The following is a 21,517-nucleotide window of genomic DNA, read 5'->3' as shown; positions in this document are numbered from 1 at the left end:
CTGATAAACGGTGTTCAAAAGCCAGCTCCTTCAATAGTAAGTCAAAACGTGAAAAAATATGAGGCGCTATTTTTCCACGTTCTGCCTTACTACTTGGAGCTTCACGGCTTTTTCACAACCTAATGCCCAAAGTGGAAAAATCAATGTAAATAAGATAACATGAGTGTATATGTTTAGAAAGTCTACAGGTGAGGAAGGGTGTCGGTGAAAAATAAATTACAGATAATGATCCAGTGGGTGAAAGTACATCAGTTGATTTTGAAGCTGATTTTCTTTGGATCGATCCTTGTTTTTGTGGCGAATCAAGTCGCAAACATTGCCAATGGGATGAGTTGGCAAGATGTCTGGCACACGATGGAACAACAAAGTCATGTCACGTTAGCATGGATGATATTAGCAGGTTTGATTGGTGTGATGCCGATGTTACTTTATGATTGGGTAACGATTCGAGTATTGGAAAAACAAGGCAAGCCCAAAATGAGTCGTAAAGACTTTTTGTTATCTGCATGGATCACGAATACGATCAATAACTTGGCAGGATTCGGAGGGATTGTCGGAGCAAGCTTGCGCGCCAGTTTTTATGGCAAGCACACGAATCGGAAAATGGTGTTGGCAACAGTCTCTAAGGTTGCTTTGTTTCTATTGACGGGTCTTTCTATTTGGTCATTAGTGACATTCATCAATGTCTTCTTTCTTCAAACAGATAGTGTATTTCGCAGTTATTGGATTTGGTTATTTGGTGGTAGCTTTTTGGCACCGCTTATCTTTTTGTTTGCCTATTTGAAACGTAAAACGCTATTTGTAGAATTTTATCCTAAAGGCTTACTGGGCTTGTTGCTGGCTTCCTTTGGACAATGGACCGGTGCCTTAGTGGTTTTCTTGTTGATTGGGCGCTTGATGGCTGTAGATATTTCTGTATGGTCCTTGTACCCTATGTTTATCATTGCCACATTGATTGGGATGTTGACGATGGTGCCAGGTGGTGTAGGAACATTTGATGTGCTGATGATCTTAGGAATGAGTCAACTTGGCGTGCGGCAAGATGTTGCACTTGTTTGGTTACTTTATTATCGTTTGTTCTATTATGTTCTACCATTTCTTTCAGGGATCGTTTTATTTTTGACACACACAGGTGTCAAAATCAATCGGTTTTTAGATAATATTCCCCGACTATTTTTTCAAAAAATTGCTCATTTGGTGTTAGTGTGTGCCGTTTATTTTGCGGGAATCATGATGGTCTTACTTTCAACGATCACGAATCTTTCGACTGTCAGTCGGTTGTTTCAAATACTCTTACCCTTTTCGTTTGATTTTTTAGATCAGTCATTGAATCTGCTGGTTGGGTTCTTATTGTTAGGACTAGCTAGAGCTTTAGCGATGAAGGTCAAAAAAGCATTTATTCCTACGATTGCTTTACTCGCTTTTGGCATCATCAACACTGTGATGCGAACCTTATCATGGGAATTGATTGTTGTATACCTTTTGATTTTATTAGCGGTGTGGTTATCCCGAAAAGAGTTTTATCGTGAAAAGTTCGTCTATTCTTGGGGAGCAATCATATTTGATGCGTGTTTGTTTGGCTTTTTATTTATTGTTTATGCAATCGCAGGCTATCACCGTGGAAGTTTTTGGGTAGGTGATTTAACTGCGAATCGCTTTATTCTCTTTCCATCTGAGGATGTTTGGTTTTCAGGACTGATTGGTTTAGGGATCTCATTACTTGCGTTAGTTGCATTGTACCAATATTTAGCTTCAGAGACAGGGTTTGGTGAACCTCTGGATCAAATGCGTTTAAATCGCCTTTTGACCGCCTATGGTGGAACGGCAGCTAGTCATTATCTGCACTTACCTGGATATACTTATTTTTATTATCAGGAAAATGGTCAAGATAAAGTAGTGTTTGGTTACCAAATCAAAGGGAATAAATGTTTTGTTCTTGGTGATCCGATTGGTGATCCAACGAAGATACGTACAGCTACGCATGAGTTTTTGAAAAAAGCCGATTGTTTTGGCTATGAATTAGCTTTTTATAAAGTATCCGAAAGTTATGTCGTCATGCTTCACGAAGCGGGTTTTCACTTTGCAAAAGTTGGCGAAGCAGCAATTACTGATCTTTCTTCAGATGCGCTACACTGGCGCACAAAGCAGATCGAATTACAACGTTTGACGAATGAGGGCTACCATTTTACTTGGTATGACCAATTACCTGAAGAGTTGCTCGAACCGATCCAAGAAGTTTCTCAAAAATGGTTGGATGGTTCTCGTGAGAAGCATTTCTCTGTTGGTTATTTTGAGAAAGATTATCTCTTGATGAGTGGTATTGGTATTGTTCGGAAAGAGCAGAAAATCGTTGGGTTTATTACATCTCAACCAATCAATGACCGCCAAGCGGGGTATGATTTATTGCGGTATCTGCCGAACCAGCCGAATAGTCTAGGTGATTACTTACTTGCAAATCTATTGGATGTCTATCGCAAAAATGGGTATGCAGAAGCAAATCTGGGACTGGCTCCACTTGCAAATGTCGGAGAAACTGATTTCTCGTTCTTACAAGAAAAAGTGATGAGGATCATCTTTAATTATGGGAATTTCTTTTACTCATTCCAATTAGCTTACGAAGAAAAACAAAGGTATGTTACTCATTGGGAAGGCCGTTATTTTGCATATATGAAAGGAAGTAGTTTTACTTTAGCCACATGGCAGCTTTTCTTATTGATTGGCAAAGGGAAAGAAAAAGGAACAAGTCTAGCAGAAGAAGTTCTGACAGAATTGTAAAAATGATTGTAAAGCTGTGAGGAAAGTGTTTACGTATGTTGGTGGAAGCTATACTTTTATTTTCCCCTATGATAGAATACTTTCGACTTAGACTTTTCGAATGGGTGAGAGGATGGAATTGATTGAAAAAGCACCAGCGAAGATAAACTTAGGGTTGGATGTGTTATATAAAAGACCAGATGGGTATCATGAGTTGGAAATGGTGATGTCAAGTGTAGATTTAGCTGATCACTTGTTCTTTGAAGAGCTATCGGAAGATCGGATCATTGTTGAAACGAATAAAGCATTTTTACCGGTAGATCAGCGTAACAATGTGTATCAAGCAGCTTTGTTGTTGAAAAAGAAATATCAAATCAAAAAAGGCGTAAAAATCGTTGTGAAAAAAAATATTCCTGTCGCTGCTGGCCTAGGTGGTGGAAGTACAGATTGTGCTGCCGCGTTGCGAGGGATCAATCGGTTATGGGAGTTAGGCTGTAGCTTAGAAGAACTAGCAGAGATCGGCTTGGAAGTGGGGACAGATGTTCCTTACTGTGTTTATGGCCAAACAGCTTACGTAGGCGGAAAGGGAGAAATCGTCCAATTGTTGCCAGCGATGCCCTCTTGCTGGATTATCTTGGTAAAACCTAAAATGAGTGTTTCGACACGAACTGTTTTTCGAGAAATCGATACGCAAAAAATCCAACATCAAGATATTCCTGGGTTGGCTGATGCGCTTCGACAACAAGATTATCAAAAAATGTTGACGAAAATGGGGAATAGTCTTGAAGATGTGACAGGAAAACGCCATCCGGTCATTTATCAAATCAAAGAGCGAATGATCAAATATGGTGCAGACGCGGCCCTGATGAGCGGTAGTGGACCAACTGTTTTTGCCCTTTGTCAACACTATTCCAGAGCACAACGCGTCTACAACGGATTAAAAGGTTTTTGTGAGGAAGTTTATCTTGTCAGAACGCTATAAACGCATGAAAGAGACACGATGTCATGACGGAAGCAGTCAGATTCGAAAAATAAGTGGTAAAAGAGGTCGGAATAGAAGTGTTTAGCCTCGAAAAATAAGGCGCCATCCACGAAAATTGTTTTTTAAATTTTTGTGGATGGCGCCTTATTTTCGAAGAGGTTACTTCTGTTTCTGCCGTTTATTCAGTTTTAGGAGATGTGAGAGGACTAATATTCCAGACATCTTTCCCGCTGATTTCGTTTTAGAAGATGAAGGATCGTTACCTTCTTTTTTGTTATCAATCTCAACCAATCGTTCATTGTTCTCGGGACATAAAATAATAGTGTGGAACAGCCACTTTTTGACCAAAGTTGAAAGAAAACAATTACGTTCGTTGTTGATATGACGGGCAATTCATTTGTTTTCCGATTTACATGGTAAGTTTGCATTTAAATCAGAAAATCAGGTTAAACTATTGACTGTTTTTTTTTAATTTGGTACATTAATCCTCGTTGATAAATCGTAATATTACGATTTGTTTTGAAAGGAGCATATATGAAGAAATATTTATTAGCCGCATCTTTAGCAATAGGAGCTTTCCTATTTACAGCGTGTGGACAGACAACCCAAGAATCGGCACAAGATGAGTTGAACGTTGTCGCAACGTTTTACCCGATGTATGAATTTACGAAAGAAGTCGTTGGTGATACTGGGAAGGTCGAATTATTGATCCCCGCAGGAACGGAACCCCATGATTTTGAGCCAAGTGCCAAACAAAGTGCAACCATTGCGGATGCAGATGTTTTTGTTTATAACAGCTCAGATATGGAATTTTTTGTTGACTCATTGAAAGATACGGTCGATACCGATCGAACGTTGATGATCGAAGCCGCTAAGGGAATTGAACGTCTAGAGTCACAAGAAGAGCATGAAGAAGAGCACGAAGAATCAGAAGGACATCAGCATGATCATGCCTATGACCCTCATGTTTGGTTAGATCCAACATTAGCGATCCAAGAAGTACAGACGATTGCTACAGAGCTCGGCAAGAAATATCCAGATAAGAAAGATACATTTGACCAAAATGCCGCAGCTTATATCAAAAAATTAGAAGCATTGGATCAGAACTATACAGAAGCATTAAAAGGTGCAACCAATCGAACATTTGTGACGCAACATGCTGCCTTTGCTTATTTAGCAAATCGCTACGACCTAAAACAAGTAGCCATCTCAGGAGTTTCACCGGATCAAGAGCCGACGCCTAGTCGATTGGCTGAATTGAAAGATTTTGTCGATCAAAATAAAATCGAAGTTATCTATTTTGAAGAAAATGCGTCATCTAAAGTAGCAGAGACATTATCAAAGGAAACAGGTGTAAAACTTGAAGTACTTAATCCTCTTGAGAGTTTGACGAATGAACAAATCAAAGCGGGTGAAACCTACATTTCTACCATGGAGAAAAACCTAGAGGCATTAAAAGAAAGCATAAAGTAAAGGAAGGGAGTCCTCTATGTGCGTTATATCGAAATAGCTGATCTTACTTTCTATTATGATGAAGAACCTGTGTTAGAAGGTGTTTCTTATCATGTAGATGCCGGTGAATTTGTGATTTTGACTGGTGAAAACGGGGCGGCAAAATCTACATTGATCAAAGCTTCTTTGGGGTTATTGAAACCCTCTAAAGGGACCATCAAAATTGCAGGAAAAAATCAGGACGGAGACAAATTAAGTATCGGGTACATTCCCCAACAAGTTTCTTCCTTTAATGCGGGTTTTCCTAGTACAGTCTTAGAATTAGTACGTTCTGGCAGATATCCGAGAGGTCGTTGGTTCAAACGGTTAAGCGAAAAAGACCATGAGCATGTCAAGCGTGCCTTAGAATCTGTTGGTATGTGGGATATGCGTCATCGTCGGATCGGTGAGCTGTCTGGTGGTCAAAAGCAACGAATCAGTTTAGCACGTATTTTTGCGACTGATCCAGATTTATTTGTACTTGATGAACCAACTACTGGAATGGATGAAGAATCACGAAATGAATTTTATCGTTTGTTGCGCCATAGCGCACACGACCATGGGAAAGCTGTATTGATGATCACTCATGATCACGAAGACATCAAACAATATGCGGATCGACAAATCCGTTTAGTGAGAAAGGAGGATTCTCAATGGCGTTGCTTTCATATGAATTCATGAGGCGGGCATTTCTTGCTGCGATCTTTATTGCAGGAATCGCACCAATGTTAGGAGTATTCTTAGTGATACGTCGGCAATCGTTGATGGCAGATACACTGTCTCATGTTTCTTTAGCAGGGGTAGCCTTAGGATTTTTCCTCAATCTCAATCCAACGATGACCACAATGGTGGTAGTCGTTATCGCTGCAATCATTTTAGAATACCTACGTTCGATGTATCGTACGTATTCAGAGATTTCCATTGCGATCTTAATGGCAGGAGGACTTGCGCTTGCATTAGTTTTGATGAATTTGAGTGGGGGTAATTCTGCCACGAGCATCCAATCTTATTTATTTGGATCGATTGTGACGATCACTTGGCCACAAGTTCTATTCCTAGGTATTTTGTTTGCAGTAATCGGTCTTTTGTTTTTCTTATTCAAACGTCCGATGTACGTGTTAACCTTTGATGAAGACACCGCTCATGTCGATGGGCTGCCAGTTCGTTGGATGTCAATGATGTTCAATATCATTACTGGGGTAGCAATCGCTGTCATGATCCCGATAGCAGGCGCGTTGCTGATTTCTGCTATTATGGTTTTACCAGCAGCAATCGGGATGCGTTTAGGGAAAAGCTTCAATATTGTTATATTGATCAGTATCATCGTTGGTTTTATTGGTATGCTTTCTGGGTTAACTAGTTCGTTCTACTTGGATACACCGCCAGGGGCAACTATCACATTAGTATTTATCTTTTTATTCTTATTAGTCAACTTGAGTAAACGTATTTTATTAGGAATTAGAAGGAAAAAATAGACCACTATTTTTAAAACAGGTAGTTATTTTAGACAAACAAATGTCTTAAATAGTTACCTGTTTTTTTATAAATACCGAACTATTTTCTTAATTTTGGATAAAATGCTCGAATTTTCCCGAAAAAACTTATATAATGAAACACGATAAAATTTGTTGGAAAAAGGAGTTGGAATTTTTGAAAGTACGTCGCAGTGAGCGTCTTGTCGATATGACACAGTATTTATTAGATCATCCGCATGAATTGATTTCATTAACAAGCTTTGCCGAACGTTATGAATCTGCTAAATCTTCGATCAGTGAAGATTTGGGAATCATCAAAAAAACATTTAAAGAAAGAGGTTACGGAACGCTTGAAACAATCCCTGGTGCAGCCGGAGGTGTTCTATTCATTCCGGAGATTTCCTACGAAGAAGCAAAGAAATATGTTGAATCGCTAGCTGAGCGCTTGTCTGAACAAGACCGTTTACTCCCTGGAGGCTATGTTTACTTATCTGATCTATTAGGAGAACCTGAGCTATTACGTCAAGTAGGGAAAATCATTGCCTCAAAATATTTAGGAGAAAAAATCGATGCTGTAATGACTGTAGCCACAAAAGGGGTGCCAATCGCTCAAGCCGTTTCCTATTACTTGAACGCACCGTTTGTCATCGTTCGTCGTGACTCTAAGATTACAGAAGGTTCTACAGTGAGTGTGAACTATGTTTCAGGTTCATCTGAACGGATCGAAAAAATGGAACTATCAAAAAGAAGTTTGAAACGTGGTTCTCGCGTGCTTGTCGTCGATGACTTTATGAAAGGCGGCGGAACAGTGAACGGAATGAAGAGCTTGATTGAAGAATTTGAATCTGAGCTTGTCGGTATCACTGTGTTTGCGGAGTCAAAATTCAACGGACATCGCGCAATCAATGACTACACGTCGCTACTTTACGTCAAAGATGTGGATACAAAAACGAAAAATATCACTGTAGTACCAGGCAACTATTTCGAAGAATAAAACAACGAACATAGCGGTGCTATGGAAAAAGAAGAGGCGATGGATGATGTCTCTTCTTTTTTTGCGTCCTGGTTGCTAAAATGAACGTTTAGTTGAAAAAAAAGAGCGACTGGGCTAAACTAAAAATAATAAATCGTAATTTAGGAGTGACACATTTGGATGCACGTTATGCAATCATATTAGCCGCGGGTAAAGGTACTCGCATGAAATCAAAACTATACAAGGTCCTACACCCTGTTTCTGGGAAACCGATGGTCGAACACATCATCAACCGTGTAAGTGAGACAAACCCTGATCAAATCGTGACGATCGTTGGTCACGGTGCAGAGAAAGTCAAAGCTCAGCTAGGCGAACGTAGCGAGTATGCGTTACAAGCGGAACAACTTGGGACGGGTCATGCGGTACTACAAGCAGCCTCATTTTTAGCAGGTAAGGAAGGCACGACGTTAGTCATCAGTGGTGACACCCCTTTATTGACAACTGAGACGTTGAACAACTTGTTTGAATACCATCAAGGGAAAAATGCAAGTGCTACGATTTTGACTGCACAAGCAGAAGATCCGACAGGTTATGGCAGAATCATTCGTGACCATGTAGGAATCGTTGAAAAAATCGTTGAGCAAAAAGACGCTTCGCCAGAAGAAGCGTTAGTTCAAGAAATCAATACAGGAACTTACTGTTTCGATAACAAAGCGTTATTTGAAGCGTTGAATAAAGTAGGAACAGACAATGCACAAGGCGAGTATTATTTAACAGACATCGTTGAGATCCTAAAAGATGCTGGAAATCCAGTTGCTGCGTATCAGACGGAAGATTTCGATGAGTGTATGGGTGTCAATGATCGTATGGCACTAGCAAAAGCAAACGAGTTGATGCGCCAAAGAATCAACAAAAAACATATGGTCAATGGCGTTAGCTTGGTTGATCCTGCAACTACGTATATTGATGCAGATGTTGTGATTGGTTCAGATACAGTGATCGAAGCGGGCGTTCAGATCCAAGGAGAAACAGAAATTGGTGAAGATTGTTTTATTGGTGCACATTCACGTATTGTTGATAGCAAGATCGGTGACCAAGTAGTCATCGAAAACTCAGTGATCGAACACAGTGTGGTCAAAAGTAAAGCAGATGTAGGACCGTATGCCCATTTACGTCCAAAAGCAGAAATTGCAGAAGGCGTCCATATCGGCAACTTTGTAGAAGTGAAAAATGCAAAAATAGGCAAAAACACAAAAGTTGGTCACTTGACGTATGTCGGGGATGCAACACTAGGTGAAGAAATCAATGTGGGGTGTGGTGTCGTCTTTGTCAATTATGACGGAAAAGCAAAACATCATACAACAGTCGGTGACCATAGTTTCATTGGGTCAAATGCGAATCTTGTGGCGCCAGTAGACGTGGCAGAGAATACATGTATCGCTGCTGGTTCGACGATCACTAACGATGTTCCTGAACATGCGATGGCAATCGCACGCGCTAGACAAGTCAATAAAGAAGGATACGCGAAGAAACTCCCATATTCAAATTGATACTTTTTGCAAAATCACTTGATTTATTCGGCAAATATGACTAGTATTTATTAGGTAGTAGAGTTGTGAAAAAGAAAGCGGAGGTCCTCATGTCCAAACATTACTTTGATCCAAGATTAAAAATATTTGCATTAAACTCAAATCGTCCATTGGCAGAAAAAATTGCTGCAGCTGTTGGGGTTGAATTAGGAAAATCATCGGTCACTCAATTTAGTGATGGTGAGATCCAAGTCAATATCGAAGAAAGTATCCGTGGTTCACACGTATACGTTATTCAATCAACAAGTAGTCCGGTAAATGATAACCTGATGGAACTGTTGATCATGATCGATGCATTGAAGCGTGCAAGTGCCAAAACGATCAACGTTGTAATGCCGTATTACGGCTACGCACGTCAAGACCGTAAAGCGCGCGCGCGTGAACCAATCACTGCAAAATTAGTGGCAAATATGATCCAAAAAGCTGGAGCAACAAGAATGTTGACACTTGACTTGCACGCAGTCCAAATCCAAGGTTTCTTTGATATTCCGGTCGACCATTTGATGGGCGCACCACTGATTGCGAATTACTTCTTAGAAAAAGGGATTCAAGGCGATGATGTTGTCGTTGTTTCACCTGACCATGGTGGTGTTACTCGTGCACGTAAATTGGCTGAATTTTTAAAAGCACCAATTGCAATCATCGATAAACGCCGTCCAAAAGCAAACGTGGCAGAAGTGATGAATATCATTGGTCAAGTAGAAGGCAAAACGTGTGTCTTGATCGATGACATGATCGATACAGCTGGAACGATCACATTGGCTGCTAATGCCTTGAAAGAAGCTGGAGCAGTGAGCGTTTATGCTTCATGTACACATCCTGTGTTGTCAGGACCTGCTTTACAAAGAATCGAAGACTCTGCAATCGAGCGCTTAGTTGTAACGGATTCAATCTATTTGCCAGAAGATCGCAAAATTGATAAGATTGACGAAGTAAGCGTTGGTGGCTTGATGGGTGACGCAATCAAACGTATCCATGAAAACAAACCAGTTAGTCCTTTATTTGAAACAAAAAGATAAAGGAAAATAAAAACTAAATAATTACAATCACAAAGGGGAGTCCATTTTGGGCTGAGACTGAATATATTCTAAACCCTTCGTACCTGTTTCGGTTATGCGAGCGTAGGAATTGTGAATGAATAGCTAGTGTGAAAGCACGAAGCTGTTTGTAAAAAAACAAACTTGCTTCCTCCTTTGTGATGTCCAATTATAAAGGAGGAAGCTTTTTTATGAATAAGAATCATCGTGTCTGGATCGAGGGAACGATCGTCGCAGCATTATCTTTAGTGTTGTCGATGATTCCTCTACAAATAGGTAGTAGTTTTGAAATCTCACTCGGGCAAATCCCTTTAACTTTATTTGCCTTGAGAAGGGGTTGGAAAGCTGGTATGGGATCGGCTTTTCTATGGGGAATCCTTCATTTTCCCATGGGGACTGTCTATTACTTGAGTGTCATCCAAGTGTTGATCGAGTATCCGATCGCGTTTACGTTTGCTGGCGTTGCAGGAATTTTTTCGCAAAGAATGCAACAGAGTTATCTGCAAGGCAATCGTAAGAAAATGGCCTCAACGATTATTTTAGCGACATTCGTTGGTGTGACTGCCAGATATTTCTGGCATTTTGTCGCTGGGGTTGCTTTTTGGGGGAGTTTCGCACTATGGGGAATGAATCCATGGTTGTTCTCTTTAGTCATGAATGGCGCTAGTGGGTTAGCTACGGGGATTGTAACAACTATTGTCCTATTAGGTATTGAACAGACCGTTCCTTCTTTATTTGTAGCCGAAGGGTTGCAGGTACGTAAAAGTAAAAATTAAAAAAAAGCGTAAAGGCAGCTGACCTTTACGCTTTTTTAGTGGAGTTGACTGTCATTATACAAATGTGTTATAGACAAAATCAGAAACGTTGCCGTCTAGTTGCCAACGTTGTTGAGTGGCATGATAGACGAGAACAGCTACCGGTTTTTCTTCCAAGTAACGTGTTCCTTTTAATTTCCAAACGTAATCTTCAATGACATAAATCGGGATCTCATACTTGTCATCGACCAAACCTGCTTGATCAAACGAAAAAATGATTCCTTCTTGCATCAAATTACGCATCTTTTTCAGTATCTCCACACTGATTTTTTCAACAGGGATCTCTTTTCGAAAGAATGATTTTTTTTCGTTGATTTTTCCCGCCAAGATCGTGCTTAACTTGTTGGCAAAAATCCGATAAAATTCATCTAAATAACGATAATAGGTTCTACCTAGATGATCGCTCAAATCAAAATAAACAAAGTTATTTTGTAATTTATAGAAAAAAGGTGAATGGAGATGTGTTTTCATATGACCAAAATAAAGCAACTCTGAGATTTCTAAAGGGCTTAATTCTTTTAACATCGTCAAATCCGTAAAATCGATCCATTTAAGATCCGTACTGTTGTTACGGCTGCGAACGGTTTGGAAAAATCTTTGGATATTCTCAGTTCCACGAATGACCTTCAAGCCTGTGTGTGATTCATATTCTCCAGCAGATGCGGAAGGGTCCAACAAAAGTAGATTTTGAGGAAAATGCACGATGCTATTTGAAAAATCATTGATAGTCAGCCCTTTGGTCAAAACGGCGTTACTAGTTGTATCGATATGTACATATACTGAATCACTCATCATGCTCCTCCTCCCCTGTATCTCATCCCTTTCATTTTACAACATTTACTGAAAAAAAGCTTGTTTCTTTTATTTTAAAATTCGATTACAAAGCAACTTTTTTTTATGAATAAACGATGAACATAGAGTAAAAATTTATATATATATAACACTGTTATCAGATGACTATTCACCCCCACCCTTTTTTTCTGATTACTGATATAATAAAAGAAAAAGAGAATCCGAGGTGTCTATGAAAGTTCAAAAAGTCTATTGGTCGGAACGTTATCAGCAGAATCGAGTGCAGCAAGCAAAACAACTTTTTAGTTTTTTTACTACACATCAAGAAAGCCGGCAACATTTTTGGCAACAGGCAAAAAAACAACAGGCATGGAAGATCGTATCGAAAAGGCTGAACATTTACTTTACTGCAGAAATAACGAATGAAAAATTGATCTATACCAACGTGTTGATTGAAGAAGAATATTGGCAGTGGTCCGATATTTTCCTATTGCTAGAAAGTACGGTTCGTTATTTTTTCAAAAAATACGGACTCGTCCGCTTTGATCATTCAATCTCACCGAACATGATCGACCTTTTCCACCAAAGTGGTTATTTGGGAACGCAATCGTTTGAGAAGGAAATATCCTATCATACCGGTCTTGTCTTAGGCGGAGGAGGGGCTCATGGTGCTTATCAAATAGGTGTTTGGAAAGCATTGAAAGAAGAAAATCTAGAGATTTCACTCGTTACTGGTACTTCTGTAGGTGCGCTAAATGGGGCTTTGGTCGTTCAGGATCAACTGCCACAAGCCATTGACTTGTGGCAGGAACTGTCAACCAATCAAGTATTGGCTTTACCAGAGGTTGCCTTATCAGAAGATTTGAGGCAACGTTATATCCAAGAAGCCAGCTTGATGACACGTCGTGCAGTAGTCGAAGGAGGAACCTCGATTGCACCGTTGGAAGCATTACTAGAGCAGTACCTAGATGCGGAAAAAATCCAATGTACAGAAAAACCGCAACTCTATACAATCGCAACTAAAATCCCAGAATTTCAAGAAACAGTTACAAGGATCCAAGCATTAGCACCAACAGAAATCGCCGATTGGGTCCTCGCCTCTGCTTCTTTTTATCCTGCCATGGCTTATCGTCAGATTGACGGATCAAAATATGTTGATGGGGGCTATCGAAATAACGTGCCAGTAGATGTTGCTATCCAACAAGGTGCAACCGAAGTCTTGATTGTCGATGTCCAAGGACCTGGGGTGACAAAAAAATACAAGGAACCTGATGCTTTGGTGACCTGGAAATGTTGTTCAAACTGGTCTTTAGGTGGTTTCTTAGTTTTTGAGCGACAAAGAAACCAATTGAATATCCAATTAGGTTATTTAGAGGCTAAAAAATGTTTAGGGATCTATCAAGGAAACTGGTATACGTTTGAAACAGCAAAGCCAGCTGAACGTTATTGGCGACGTTTCTTACGTTTCTTAGTCGAAACACTTGATTTAGACGTATCCTTTTTTTACAAAGAAAAATTCTGGCGGGACTTGCGTAATGTATATAAAGACAGGGTCACAAGTGAAACATGCGGATTGGCGATGCTTGAGCTACTAGCGAAACAAAAATTGATCTTACCGAATAAAGTGTATACCGTCGAAGAAATATTACCGCTCATTTGCCAAGAAAGTAAAATTGATGAAGCATTTTTAAAAAAGGTTGGACAATTAAATGCCAGCGAATGGTTGAAGTTTCGAAAACTGGAACGAAATGCTAAAATACACGTAATGAAGGAACACGCGATCTATCAATACGTGAAAGAAAAAAAGAGTGATCGCTTACAACGACAACTCAATGCAGATACAGTAGAAACTTTGATGTATCTCTATCTTTATCATCTAAAGGAGGAATAAAAATGGCACAAGAATTCTCATATGAGATCGTAGAAGAAATTGCAGTTTTATCTGAAAACAATAAGGGATGGCGCAAAGAATTGAACTTAGTGAGTTGGAATGGCAGACCACCAAAATTTGACTTGCGGGATTGGGCACCGGACCATGAAAAAATGGGTAAGGGACTAACATTAACGAACGAAGAGTTTGAAGAGTTACAAAAAGCAATTAAAAATATGTAAAAGAAAGGACTCTGTCGCATGAAGAGCATGACTGGCTTTGGCAATGCCATCCGCGAAAAAAAGAACTATCAACTTGAAATCGAGATCAAAAGCGTCAATCAACGGTTTTTAGATATCCAGATACGTAGCCCTAAAGTATTAGGCTTTGTTGAGAATGAATTGAGACAATTGATCAAAACGAAGTTAAGTCGAGGACGTGTCGATGTCTTTATTAATTTAACATACTTAGGTGAACAAGATAAAAAAGTGACGATCAATTGGCAACTGATCGATACGCTCTATACACAGATGACTACCGGTATTAAAGAAAGGTATGGCGAAGCGAACGCATTGTCGATCGGTAAACTGATCGAACGTTTTGCACTAAACGAAGAGTTTGTGACAATTGCTGAAGCAACGGAAGAGGATCAAGAATTACTTGCACAATTAGCGAAAGAAACGATGCAAACAGCACTTCGTTCAATCGAAGAAAGTCGGAGTATAGAAGGCCAAGCCATGGCGAACGTGTTACTTCAACAAACCGCAGAATTAAAACAAAATATTGCTGGATTAGCTAACTTTGTCGAGATTTATGAGCAAGAATTTCAGACGAGATACCAAGAAAAATTAGAAGCTTTTCTTGGTGCAGAAGTTGAGCGAGATCGTTTATTGACCGAAATAGCGATTCTTTTAGAGCGTGGCGATATCCATGAAGAAATCGACCGTTTAATCATCCATACGCAGAAATTGGAAGAGTTACTTGAAGCAGATTACCCCATCGGTAGAGAACTAGATTTCCTTTTACAAGAGATGAATCGCGAAATCAATACGATCGGCTCAAAATCAAGCGCGATCGAAATCAAAAACCATGTCGTTCAGTCTAAAACGATTTTAGAAAAAATACGTGAGCAAATCCAAAATATTGAATAAGTGTCCAGCCTGTCTAATTGATGACCTATCCGTTAGGCAGGCTTATTTCCGAAGAGGTTACTCCTGTTCCCGCCGTTTATTCATTTTTTAGGTATCCAACAAAAGTAATTTTTACTTTTGTCTCGGACTCTTTAGTGGGAAGTAGACTAGCTTTTTCTAGGTTTTCTAGCTATAATAAAAAAATAGCCTTGAAAGTTGCAAGAAAAAAGTGCAAAATAAGCAATAGTATAAAAAAGACTAGTTGAAAGGACGTCGTCATGTCAGAGCGTGGATTATTAATCGTGTTGTCTGGTCCATCCGGTGTGGGAAAAGGCACAGTGCGAAAAGCAATTTTTGAGAGTGAGGATAATGATTTCCAATATTCGATTTCGATGACGACACGCAAGATGCGTGAAGGAGAAGTTGAAGGAGTCGACTACTATTTCCGAAGCCACGAAGAATTTGAACAAATGATCGCTAAAGGCGAAATGTTGGAATATGCAGAATATGTCGGGAATTATTATGGTACACCACTATCGTATGTCAACAAAACCTTAGACGAAGGAAAAGACGTTTTTCTTGAAATTGAAGTCCAAGGTGCACAACAAGTAAAAGAAAAAGTACCTGACGGCGTATTTATTTTCCTGACGCCCCCAGATTTAGCAGAATTGAAATCACGAATCGTTGGGCGTGGGACAGATGCAGATGAAGTAATCGAAGAACGAATGAAAGTCGCTAAGGAAGAAATCGAGATGATGGCACTGTATGACTATGCTGTTGTCAATGATGAAGTTCCATTAGCGGTCAACCGAATCAAAGATATTATTGCAAGTGAACATTTCCGTGTCGATCGTGTCATCGGAAAATATATCAAAATGTTAAAGGAGATGTAGTCTTATGATGTTAAAACCTTCAATCGACTCATTATTAGATCGCGTGAACTCAAAATATTCTCTAGTGATCTTAGCAAGTAAACGTGCACATGAATTAGACGCAAAAGCACAACCAACAATGGATTCATTTGATTCTGTCAAAAGCGTTGGACAAGCTTTAGAAGAAATCGAAGCAGGAAATGTGATCAGTGATCCACATCCTGAATTAAAACGTGAACGTCTACGTATGGAAGACGAAGAACGTCGTGCGCAAAAAGACCGTGCACAACAAGAATTAGAGTCTCGTATCCGTGACGAGCAAAAACTATAAAATCAATTCACTATTCAGCTTATGGATAGCAAAAGATTTGAGCTTGGGAAATGTTCCTAGGCTCTTTTTTTTCCTGCGTTAATTTTTTGTTAGGATTTGGCAGAAAGTAAGACAAAACAAGGAATCTCTAGTAAAATAGGCAAGAGCCATTTTGTGTTTAAAACCAAGATGAAGAAAGGAGAAGGAGTCCATGACTGTTATTGCGGATGTGATTGTCGATGTACCAACGATGCAAACCGACCAAGCATTCACCTACTTGGTTCCTTCTGAAATGGAAGCGGCTATCCAAGTCGGTATGCGTGTAGCGATACCATTTGGAAACGGCAATCGCCAAGTCCAAGGCTTTGTGATGGCGTTGACAGCCAACGAACAACCTATAAAAAAAGAATTAAAGCCAATCCTTCAATTACTTGACCTGGCACCTGTTGTCAATCAAGAGTTGATGAGGTTAGCAGACTATATGAAAACCATTACGTATGCTTTTAAAATCACCTGTTTACAAACGATGCTACCAAGTGTCATGAAAGCAGAATACGATAAGCTCATTTACCCAGTGACCGATGAACCAGAAGTCGTTGCATTTTTCGCAGGTAGACAAGAGATTTCTTGGAAGGAAGCGGAAGAAACTGGGATCTTACCGCAATTGATCCGTTGGCGTAAAAACAAGCTAGTTGATATCCGTTACGAAGTCCATACAAAAAACAAAGTGAAAACGATCCGTGTCGTTCACTCTCTTTTGTCAAAAGGACAACTCGATGAAGCTTGGGGCACCTTGAGGCAAAATGCGAAAAAACAAAAAGAATTACTTCTTTATTTGTCAGAAATGGAAAAACCAATGCCTATTGCTTATTTCAAAGAAAAAGGAGTCAGTTCTGCCGTATTGAATCAAGGTAGAGATAAAGGTTGGTTGCGTATCGAAGAAGTCGAAAGTTATCGTGACCCTTATAAAGATCGGGTATTTGAACGAACGACTGCCTTACAATTGAATGAAGAACAACAATCGGCGGTTCAGCAGATCATTGAAGCCTGTCATCAGGAAAAGAATGAAACCTTTTTACTTGAAGGAATTACTGGTAGTGGGAAAACGGAAGTCTACCTTCAAGCCATTGCTGATGTCTTGGCAGAGAAGAAGACAGCAATCATGTTGGTTCCTGAAATCGCATTGACCCCTCAGATGGTCGAACGTTTTAAAGGGCGCTTTGGAGAATCCGTCGCAGTTTTACATAGTGGCTTATCTCAAGGTGAGAAATATGATGAATGGCGTAAAATCGAGCGCAATGAAGCGCAGGTCGTCGTCGGTGCACGTTCAGCGATCTTTGCCCCACTAGAGAACATTGGGTTGATCATCATTGATGAAGAGCATGAATCGAGCTATAAACAAGATGAAACCCCGCGTTACCATGCCAGAGATTTAGCTATATGGCGTGGGAATTACCATCATTGCCCGATCGTTTTGGGGAGCGCGACACCTTCCCTCGAATCAAGAGCCCGTGCACAAAAAGGGGTCTATCGCATGTTGCATTTGAGTCAGCGTGCGAAAATGAGTGCGCAATTACCTGAGATCGAAGTCGTTGATATGCGTGAAGAATTCGAAAAGAATCAGACATCGACGTTCTCTCAATTATTACAAGAAAAAATCCAAGATCGATTAGAGAAAAAAGAACAGACAGTTCTTCTATTGAATCGACGAGGGTATTCTTCCTTTGTGATGTGCCGAGATTGTGGCTTTGTCTTGCCTTGCCCAAATTGCGATATCTCATTGACTCTCCATATGGATTCTCGCTCGATGCGTTGCCATTATTGTGGACATGAAGAAGCGATCCCGCATCGTTGTCCAAATTGTGGGGAAAACAAGATCCGGTATTATGGAACGGGAACACAAAAAGTGGAAGAAGAGTTAAAAGCACTGTATCCTCAAGCAAGAATCTTGCGGATGGATGTGGATACCACCAGAAAAAAAGGCGCGCATGAACGAATCTTACAAAAATTTGGGGACAAACAAGCGGATATTCTACTAGGAACGCAGATGATCGCAAAAGGGTTAGATTTTCCTGATGTGACCTTAGTCGGCGTTCTAAATGCAGACACTTCGTTGAACCTGCCAGATTTTCGTTCTAGTGAACATACCTTCCAATTATTGACACAAGTCTCCGGAAGGGCAGGAAGAGCCGAAAAAGCTGGGGAAGTCGTGATCCAAACATTTAATCCGAATCACTATGCGGTAACTTTAGCAAAGGAACAAAATTATGAACGCTTTTATCAACAAGAAATGAATGTACGCCATCGTGGAGGCTATCCGCCTTATTACTTCACTGTGAAAATCACGACGAGTCATCCAGAAGAACAAGTCGCAGCCAAAAAAATCTTTCAGATCGCCAGTCAATTAAAACAAGTATTAGGAACGAACAGCCTTCTGTTAGGTCCGGTACCTAGCACCGTTTTACGCGTGAAAAATCGCTATTACTATCAGCTGATCATCAAATATAAACATGAACCAGAACTGCCTAACGTCCTGAAAGAAATTTTGGATCAAAGTCAAAAAGAACAGCGACAAAATCTATTTGTTGCGATCGACAACGAGCCGCTACATTTTATTTAAGAAAGGAAACACTATGCGTTATCCAATAATGATCCACCCAAATAAAAAATTGAATCGAAAAGCCCAACCAATCGATATGATCACTGATGAGACTATCGTCTTGTTAGATAACTTGTATGAAACAATGGTGGCAAATGACGGCGTCGGCATCGCCGCGCCGCAAGTCGGCAAAAATCAACGGATCGCTATTGTTGAAGTCGATGAAGGGGATAAATTTGAACTCATCAATCCTGAGATCATCGAGGCAAAAGGAGAAAGTATCGATGTGGAAGGTTGCTTAAGTATTCCGCATGTCTACGGTACAGTCAAACGTGCAGATGAAGTAACAGTTCGATATTATGATCGTGACGGAGAGGAAATCGAAGTTACCGCGTTTGGCTATCTTGCACGTGCCTTTCAACATGAGATCGATCACTTAGATGGGATTTTATTTATCGATAAAATGATCGAACAAATCCCCGAAGAAAAACTCGAAGAATACATGGAGGAACATTTAGATGACTAAAATCGTATTTATGGGAACCCCAGCATTTTCAGTTCCTGTACTAGAAGGGCTGATCGACCAAGGGTATGAGATCGTCGCTGTCGTGACACAACCTGATCGACCAGTGGGAAGAAAAAAAATCATTACCCCAACACCTGTGAAAGTGGCGGCTTTGAAGCACGATCTTCTTGTGCTACAGCCAGAAAAAATCACGGGTTCTCCAGAAATGCAAACAATCATTGATTTGCAACCAGATGTGCTGGTAACAGCAGCGTTTGGTCAATTCTTACCGGAGAAACTATTGCAAGTTCCAACACATGGAGCAATCAATGTTCATGCCTCTTTGTTGCCAAAATATCGTGGGGGTGCACCAGTCCATTATTCCATTATCAACGGGGAAAAAGAGACAGGTGTAACGATTATGGAGATGATCAAGAAAATGGATGCGGGCGGTATTTTCTCACAAGCAAGCCTACCAATCACTAAACAAGATGATGTCGGTACGATGTTTGAAAAACTTAGTCTATTAGGCAAAGAGTTATTGCTAGAAACACTACCAAAGATCATTTCTGGCGAATTGACGCCTACGCCTCAAAATGAGGACCAAGCAACGTTTTCACCGAATATCACACGTGAACAAGAAGCAATCAATTGGGAAAAAACAGCAGAAGAAATCGACTGCCAAGTTCGTGGCATGCGTCCATGGCCCATTGCTTTTACAACCTATGAAGGAACACGCTGGAAGCTTTGGGCAGTAGATGTGTTGGCAGATGAAACGACATCTGAAACACCAGGAACTATCATCCATAAAGATAAAAAACAATTATGGGTAGCTTGTGGGGAACAGACGGTATTATCGATCAAAGAACTACAACCTGCCGGTAAAGCAAAACAACTAATACAAGAATTCCTAAATGGCAGTGGACAACAAGTCGCTGTAGGACAGCAGGTGAAATAATGGCGAAAATACCAAAAAAAATGAAACGTTCGGTTCGCTTTATGGCGTTGATGACATTAGAGCGTGTCAACAAAGGTGGAGCATACTCCAATCTATTGTTGAATGAGATGATCAACCAAGGCGACCTTAACCAAAAAGATATCGGTCTGTTTACAGAACTAGTGTATGGAACGATCAGTCGCCATCGTTTGATTGCATTTTATGTTGCGCCATTGATTGCAAATGCAAAAAAAGTGGATGACTGGGTCAAAACTTTGCTGTATTTGTCTGTCTATCAACTCGAATTTTTAGATAAAGTACCTGATCATGCAATTTTGAATGAAGCAGTAGAAATTGCAAAAATCAAAGGTAACCCCGGTACAGGGAAATTTGTGAATGGTGTATTAAGAAATTATTTACGTCAAGGAAAACCTGATCTGGAAACTATCACAGATGAAGTCGAACGTTTAGCCGTTAAATTAAGTCTGCCGAATTGGCTGACACAGCGCTTAATTGACCAAATCGGCTACGAGGAAACAGAAAAGTTAGGTCTTTCATTGTATCAACCAAGTCATGTGAGTGGCCGTATTGATACCCGTAAACTTTCGCGTGAACAAGCACTGGATCAATTGAAAGAAGAAGGACTAGATGTAAAAGCAAGTCCAATAAGCCCATATGGTGTGATTGCTGAAAAGGGCAGACTCGCCTCTACGACACTTTTTCACGATGGCTTGATGACGATCCAAGATGAAAGCTCGATGCTTGTTGCACCAGCGATGCAGATTGAGCCAGAACATCATGTACTAGATGCCTGCGCTGCCCCTGGTGGCAAAACGACCCATATCGCCACGTTCCTTGATCCAACTTGTGGAGGAGAAGTCGTGGCTCTAGATGTCCATGACCACAAAGTAAAACTAGTGGAAGAGAACGCTCGCCGTTTAGGAGTTGCCAACGCAGTGTTCGCACAAAAAATGGATGCTCGTGAAGTCAAAGAACAGTTTGAAGCAGAACAATTTGACCGTATTTTAGTAGATGCTCCATGTTCCGGTTTTGGCTTGTTACGCCGAAAACCAGATATTCGTTATAAAAATAATGAAAAAGAATTAGCCAATTTACCGGCTATCCAACTAGCTATTTTGGAAAGTGTGGCTACGGCTCTTAAACCTTCAGGAATATTGACCTACAGTACTTGTACGATTTTGAAAGAAGAGAATCAAGAAGTTGTTTCAGCGTTTTTACAACGACATCCTGATTTTGAGAAGATTGATGTTTTAGTTGATCCTGTGCTACAATCATCAATCAAGGATAAGATGTTGACGTTGTATCCACATCAATCTTATACAGATGGCTTTTTCATTTGTTGTTTGCGCAAAAAGTAATGAGGTG

Annotated in this window: 19 protein-coding genes and 1 riboswitch; of the genes, 18 read left to right on the top strand and 1 reads right to left on the bottom strand. The window is 40.2% G+C overall.

Translation table 11 applies throughout. The features are described from left to right. Positions 1–204: 204 nt before the first annotated feature. The 9 genes from mprF (at position 205) to thiT (ending at position 11,077) form a co-directional block, all read left to right on the top strand. Positions 205–2,775, top strand: coding sequence for a bifunctional lysylphosphatidylglycerol flippase/synthetase MprF (gene mprF, locus IGJ99_RS13480; protein ID WP_438770888.1), 2,571 nt, complete (start codon positions 205–207; stop codon positions 2,773–2,775). A gap of 112 nt (positions 2,776–2,887) precedes the next feature. Further along, a complete protein-coding gene (gene ispE, locus IGJ99_RS13475; RefSeq protein WP_019722360.1) occupies positions 2,888–3,736 on the top strand; it encodes a 4-(cytidine 5'-diphospho)-2-C-methyl-D-erythritol kinase in 849 nt (282 codons plus the stop codon). Positions 3,737–4,270: 534 nt separating this feature from the next. Then, positions 4,271–5,209, top strand: coding sequence for a metal ABC transporter substrate-binding protein (locus IGJ99_RS13470; RefSeq protein ID WP_108145309.1), 939 nt, complete (start codon positions 4,271–4,273; stop codon positions 5,207–5,209). A gap of 18 nt (positions 5,210–5,227) precedes the next feature. Continuing rightward, positions 5,228–5,908: a metal ABC transporter ATP-binding protein gene (locus IGJ99_RS13465; RefSeq protein ID WP_010734086.1), complete on the top strand. Its 681-nt coding sequence runs from the start codon at positions 5,228–5,230 to the stop codon at positions 5,906–5,908. Beyond that, positions 5,881–6,702 carry a metal ABC transporter permease gene (locus IGJ99_RS13460; protein WP_019722358.1) on the top strand — a complete coding sequence of 274 codons (822 nt, stop codon included), beginning with the start codon at positions 5,881–5,883 and terminating at the stop codon, positions 6,700–6,702. The genes IGJ99_RS13465 and IGJ99_RS13460 overlap by 28 nt, the downstream gene beginning before the upstream one ends. Positions 6,703–6,877: 175 nt before the next feature. Continuing rightward, on the top strand, positions 6,878–7,696 hold the full coding sequence (gene purR, locus IGJ99_RS13455) for a pur operon repressor (protein ID WP_010734088.1): 819 nt from the start codon (positions 6,878–6,880) through the stop codon (positions 7,694–7,696). Between the two features lie 155 nt (positions 7,697–7,851). Continuing rightward, positions 7,852–9,225 (top strand): bifunctional UDP-N-acetylglucosamine diphosphorylase/glucosamine-1-phosphate N-acetyltransferase GlmU, encoded by a 1,374-nt coding sequence (gene glmU / locus IGJ99_RS13450; protein WP_153830574.1) that lies wholly within the window; start codon positions 7,852–7,854, stop codon positions 9,223–9,225. A gap of 89 nt (positions 9,226–9,314) precedes the next feature. Further along, positions 9,315–10,283 carry a ribose-phosphate diphosphokinase gene (locus tag IGJ99_RS13445; protein WP_019722356.1) on the top strand — a complete coding sequence of 323 codons (969 nt, stop codon included), beginning with the start codon at positions 9,315–9,317 and terminating at the stop codon, positions 10,281–10,283. Between the two features lie 23 nt (positions 10,284–10,306). Then, a riboswitch (TPP riboswitch) is annotated at positions 10,307–10,409 on the top strand. 83 nt (positions 10,410–10,492) lie between these two features. After that, positions 10,493–11,077 carry an energy-coupled thiamine transporter ThiT gene (gene thiT / locus IGJ99_RS13440; RefSeq protein WP_023520509.1) on the top strand — a complete coding sequence of 195 codons (585 nt, stop codon included), beginning with the start codon at positions 10,493–10,495 and terminating at the stop codon, positions 11,075–11,077. A 54-nt stretch (positions 11,078–11,131) separates the two neighbouring features. Here thiT and IGJ99_RS13435 read toward each other — a convergent pair whose 3' ends face one another. Then, the gene (locus IGJ99_RS13435) at positions 11,132–11,908 is read right to left on the bottom strand and encodes a hypothetical protein (RefSeq protein WP_010734092.1); all 777 of its coding nucleotides are present in this window, start codon (positions 11,906–11,908) and stop codon (positions 11,132–11,134) included. Between the two features lie 232 nt (positions 11,909–12,140). Here IGJ99_RS13435 and IGJ99_RS13430 point away from each other — a divergent pair, with 232 nt between their 5' ends. From IGJ99_RS13430 to rsmB, 9 genes are all read left to right on the top strand, one after another. Then, positions 12,141–13,799: a patatin-like phospholipase family protein gene (locus tag IGJ99_RS13430; RefSeq protein ID WP_409173942.1), complete on the top strand. Its 1,659-nt coding sequence runs from the start codon at positions 12,141–12,143 to the stop codon at positions 13,797–13,799. Between the two features lie 2 nt (positions 13,800–13,801). Then, on the top strand, positions 13,802–14,020 hold the full coding sequence (locus tag IGJ99_RS13425) for a YdbC family protein (protein ID WP_019722353.1): 219 nt from the start codon (positions 13,802–13,804) through the stop codon (positions 14,018–14,020). 18 nt (positions 14,021–14,038) lie between these two features. Further along, entirely contained in the window at positions 14,039–14,929 is an 891-nt protein-coding gene (locus tag IGJ99_RS13420) for a YicC/YloC family endoribonuclease (RefSeq protein ID WP_010734095.1), read from the top strand. 257 nt (positions 14,930–15,186) lie between these two features. Next, positions 15,187–15,801, top strand: coding sequence for a guanylate kinase (gene gmk / locus IGJ99_RS13415; protein WP_153830575.1), 615 nt, complete (start codon positions 15,187–15,189; stop codon positions 15,799–15,801). A gap of 4 nt (positions 15,802–15,805) precedes the next feature. Then, positions 15,806–16,111: a DNA-directed RNA polymerase subunit omega gene (gene rpoZ, locus IGJ99_RS13410; RefSeq protein ID WP_010734097.1), complete on the top strand. Its 306-nt coding sequence runs from the start codon at positions 15,806–15,808 to the stop codon at positions 16,109–16,111. Positions 16,112–16,301: 190 nt separating this feature from the next. After that, positions 16,302–18,710, top strand: coding sequence for a primosomal protein N' (gene priA, locus IGJ99_RS13405; protein WP_023520505.1), 2,409 nt, complete (start codon positions 16,302–16,304; stop codon positions 18,708–18,710). A gap of 13 nt (positions 18,711–18,723) precedes the next feature. Further along, on the top strand, positions 18,724–19,215 hold the full coding sequence (gene def / locus IGJ99_RS13400; protein ID WP_019722350.1) for a peptide deformylase: 492 nt from the start codon (positions 18,724–18,726) through the stop codon (positions 19,213–19,215). Beyond that, positions 19,208–20,152: a methionyl-tRNA formyltransferase gene (gene fmt, locus IGJ99_RS13395; RefSeq protein WP_010734100.1), complete on the top strand. Its 945-nt coding sequence runs from the start codon at positions 19,208–19,210 to the stop codon at positions 20,150–20,152. Before def ends, fmt begins: the two co-directional genes overlap by 8 nt. Beyond that, a complete protein-coding gene (gene rsmB / locus IGJ99_RS13390) occupies positions 20,152–21,510 on the top strand; it encodes a 16S rRNA (cytosine(967)-C(5))-methyltransferase RsmB (RefSeq protein WP_065095609.1) in 1,359 nt (452 codons plus the stop codon). Before fmt ends, rsmB begins: the two co-directional genes overlap by 1 nt. Positions 21,511–21,517: the final 7 nt, after the last annotated feature.

The sequence above is a fragment of the Enterococcus sp. AZ095b genome (assembly GCF_051714725.1).
GTDB lineage: Bacteria > Bacillota > Bacilli > Lactobacillales > Enterococcaceae > Enterococcus_B > Enterococcus_B pernyi.
The sequence above is the reverse complement of the archived record's forward strand: the minus strand, read 5'-3'. Positions and strand labels throughout refer to the sequence as shown.

Coding starts and splice junctions, on each gene's coding strand:
- ispE (WP_019722360.1), top strand. CDS start 2,888: ATGGAATTGATTGAAAAAGCACCAGCGAAGATAAACTTAGGGTTGGAT.
- IGJ99_RS13470 (WP_108145309.1), top strand. CDS start 4,271: ATGAAGAAATATTTATTAGCCGCATCTTTAGCAATAGGAGCTTTCCTA.
- IGJ99_RS13460 (WP_019722358.1), top strand. CDS start 5,881: ATGGCGTTGCTTTCATATGAATTCATGAGGCGGGCATTTCTTGCTGCG.
- IGJ99_RS13445 (WP_019722356.1), top strand. CDS start 9,315: ATGTCCAAACATTACTTTGATCCAAGATTAAAAATATTTGCATTAAAC.
- thiT (WP_023520509.1), top strand. CDS start 10,493: ATGAATAAGAATCATCGTGTCTGGATCGAGGGAACGATCGTCGCAGCA.
- IGJ99_RS13435 (WP_010734092.1), bottom strand. CDS start 11,908: ATGAGTGATTCAGTATATGTACATATCGATACAACTAGTAACGCCGTT.
- IGJ99_RS13430 (WP_409173942.1), top strand. CDS start 12,141: ATGAAAGTTCAAAAAGTCTATTGGTCGGAACGTTATCAGCAGAATCGA.
- IGJ99_RS13425 (WP_019722353.1), top strand. CDS start 13,802: ATGGCACAAGAATTCTCATATGAGATCGTAGAAGAAATTGCAGTTTTA.
- IGJ99_RS13420 (WP_010734095.1), top strand. CDS start 14,039: ATGAAGAGCATGACTGGCTTTGGCAATGCCATCCGCGAAAAAAAGAAC.
- gmk (WP_153830575.1), top strand. CDS start 15,187: ATGTCAGAGCGTGGATTATTAATCGTGTTGTCTGGTCCATCCGGTGTG.
- rpoZ (WP_010734097.1), top strand. CDS start 15,806: ATGATGTTAAAACCTTCAATCGACTCATTATTAGATCGCGTGAACTCA.
- priA (WP_023520505.1), top strand. CDS start 16,302: ATGACTGTTATTGCGGATGTGATTGTCGATGTACCAACGATGCAAACC.
- def (WP_019722350.1), top strand. CDS start 18,724: ATGCGTTATCCAATAATGATCCACCCAAATAAAAAATTGAATCGAAAA.
- fmt (WP_010734100.1), top strand. CDS start 19,208: ATGACTAAAATCGTATTTATGGGAACCCCAGCATTTTCAGTTCCTGTA.
- rsmB (WP_065095609.1), top strand. CDS start 20,152: ATGGCGAAAATACCAAAAAAAATGAAACGTTCGGTTCGCTTTATGGCG.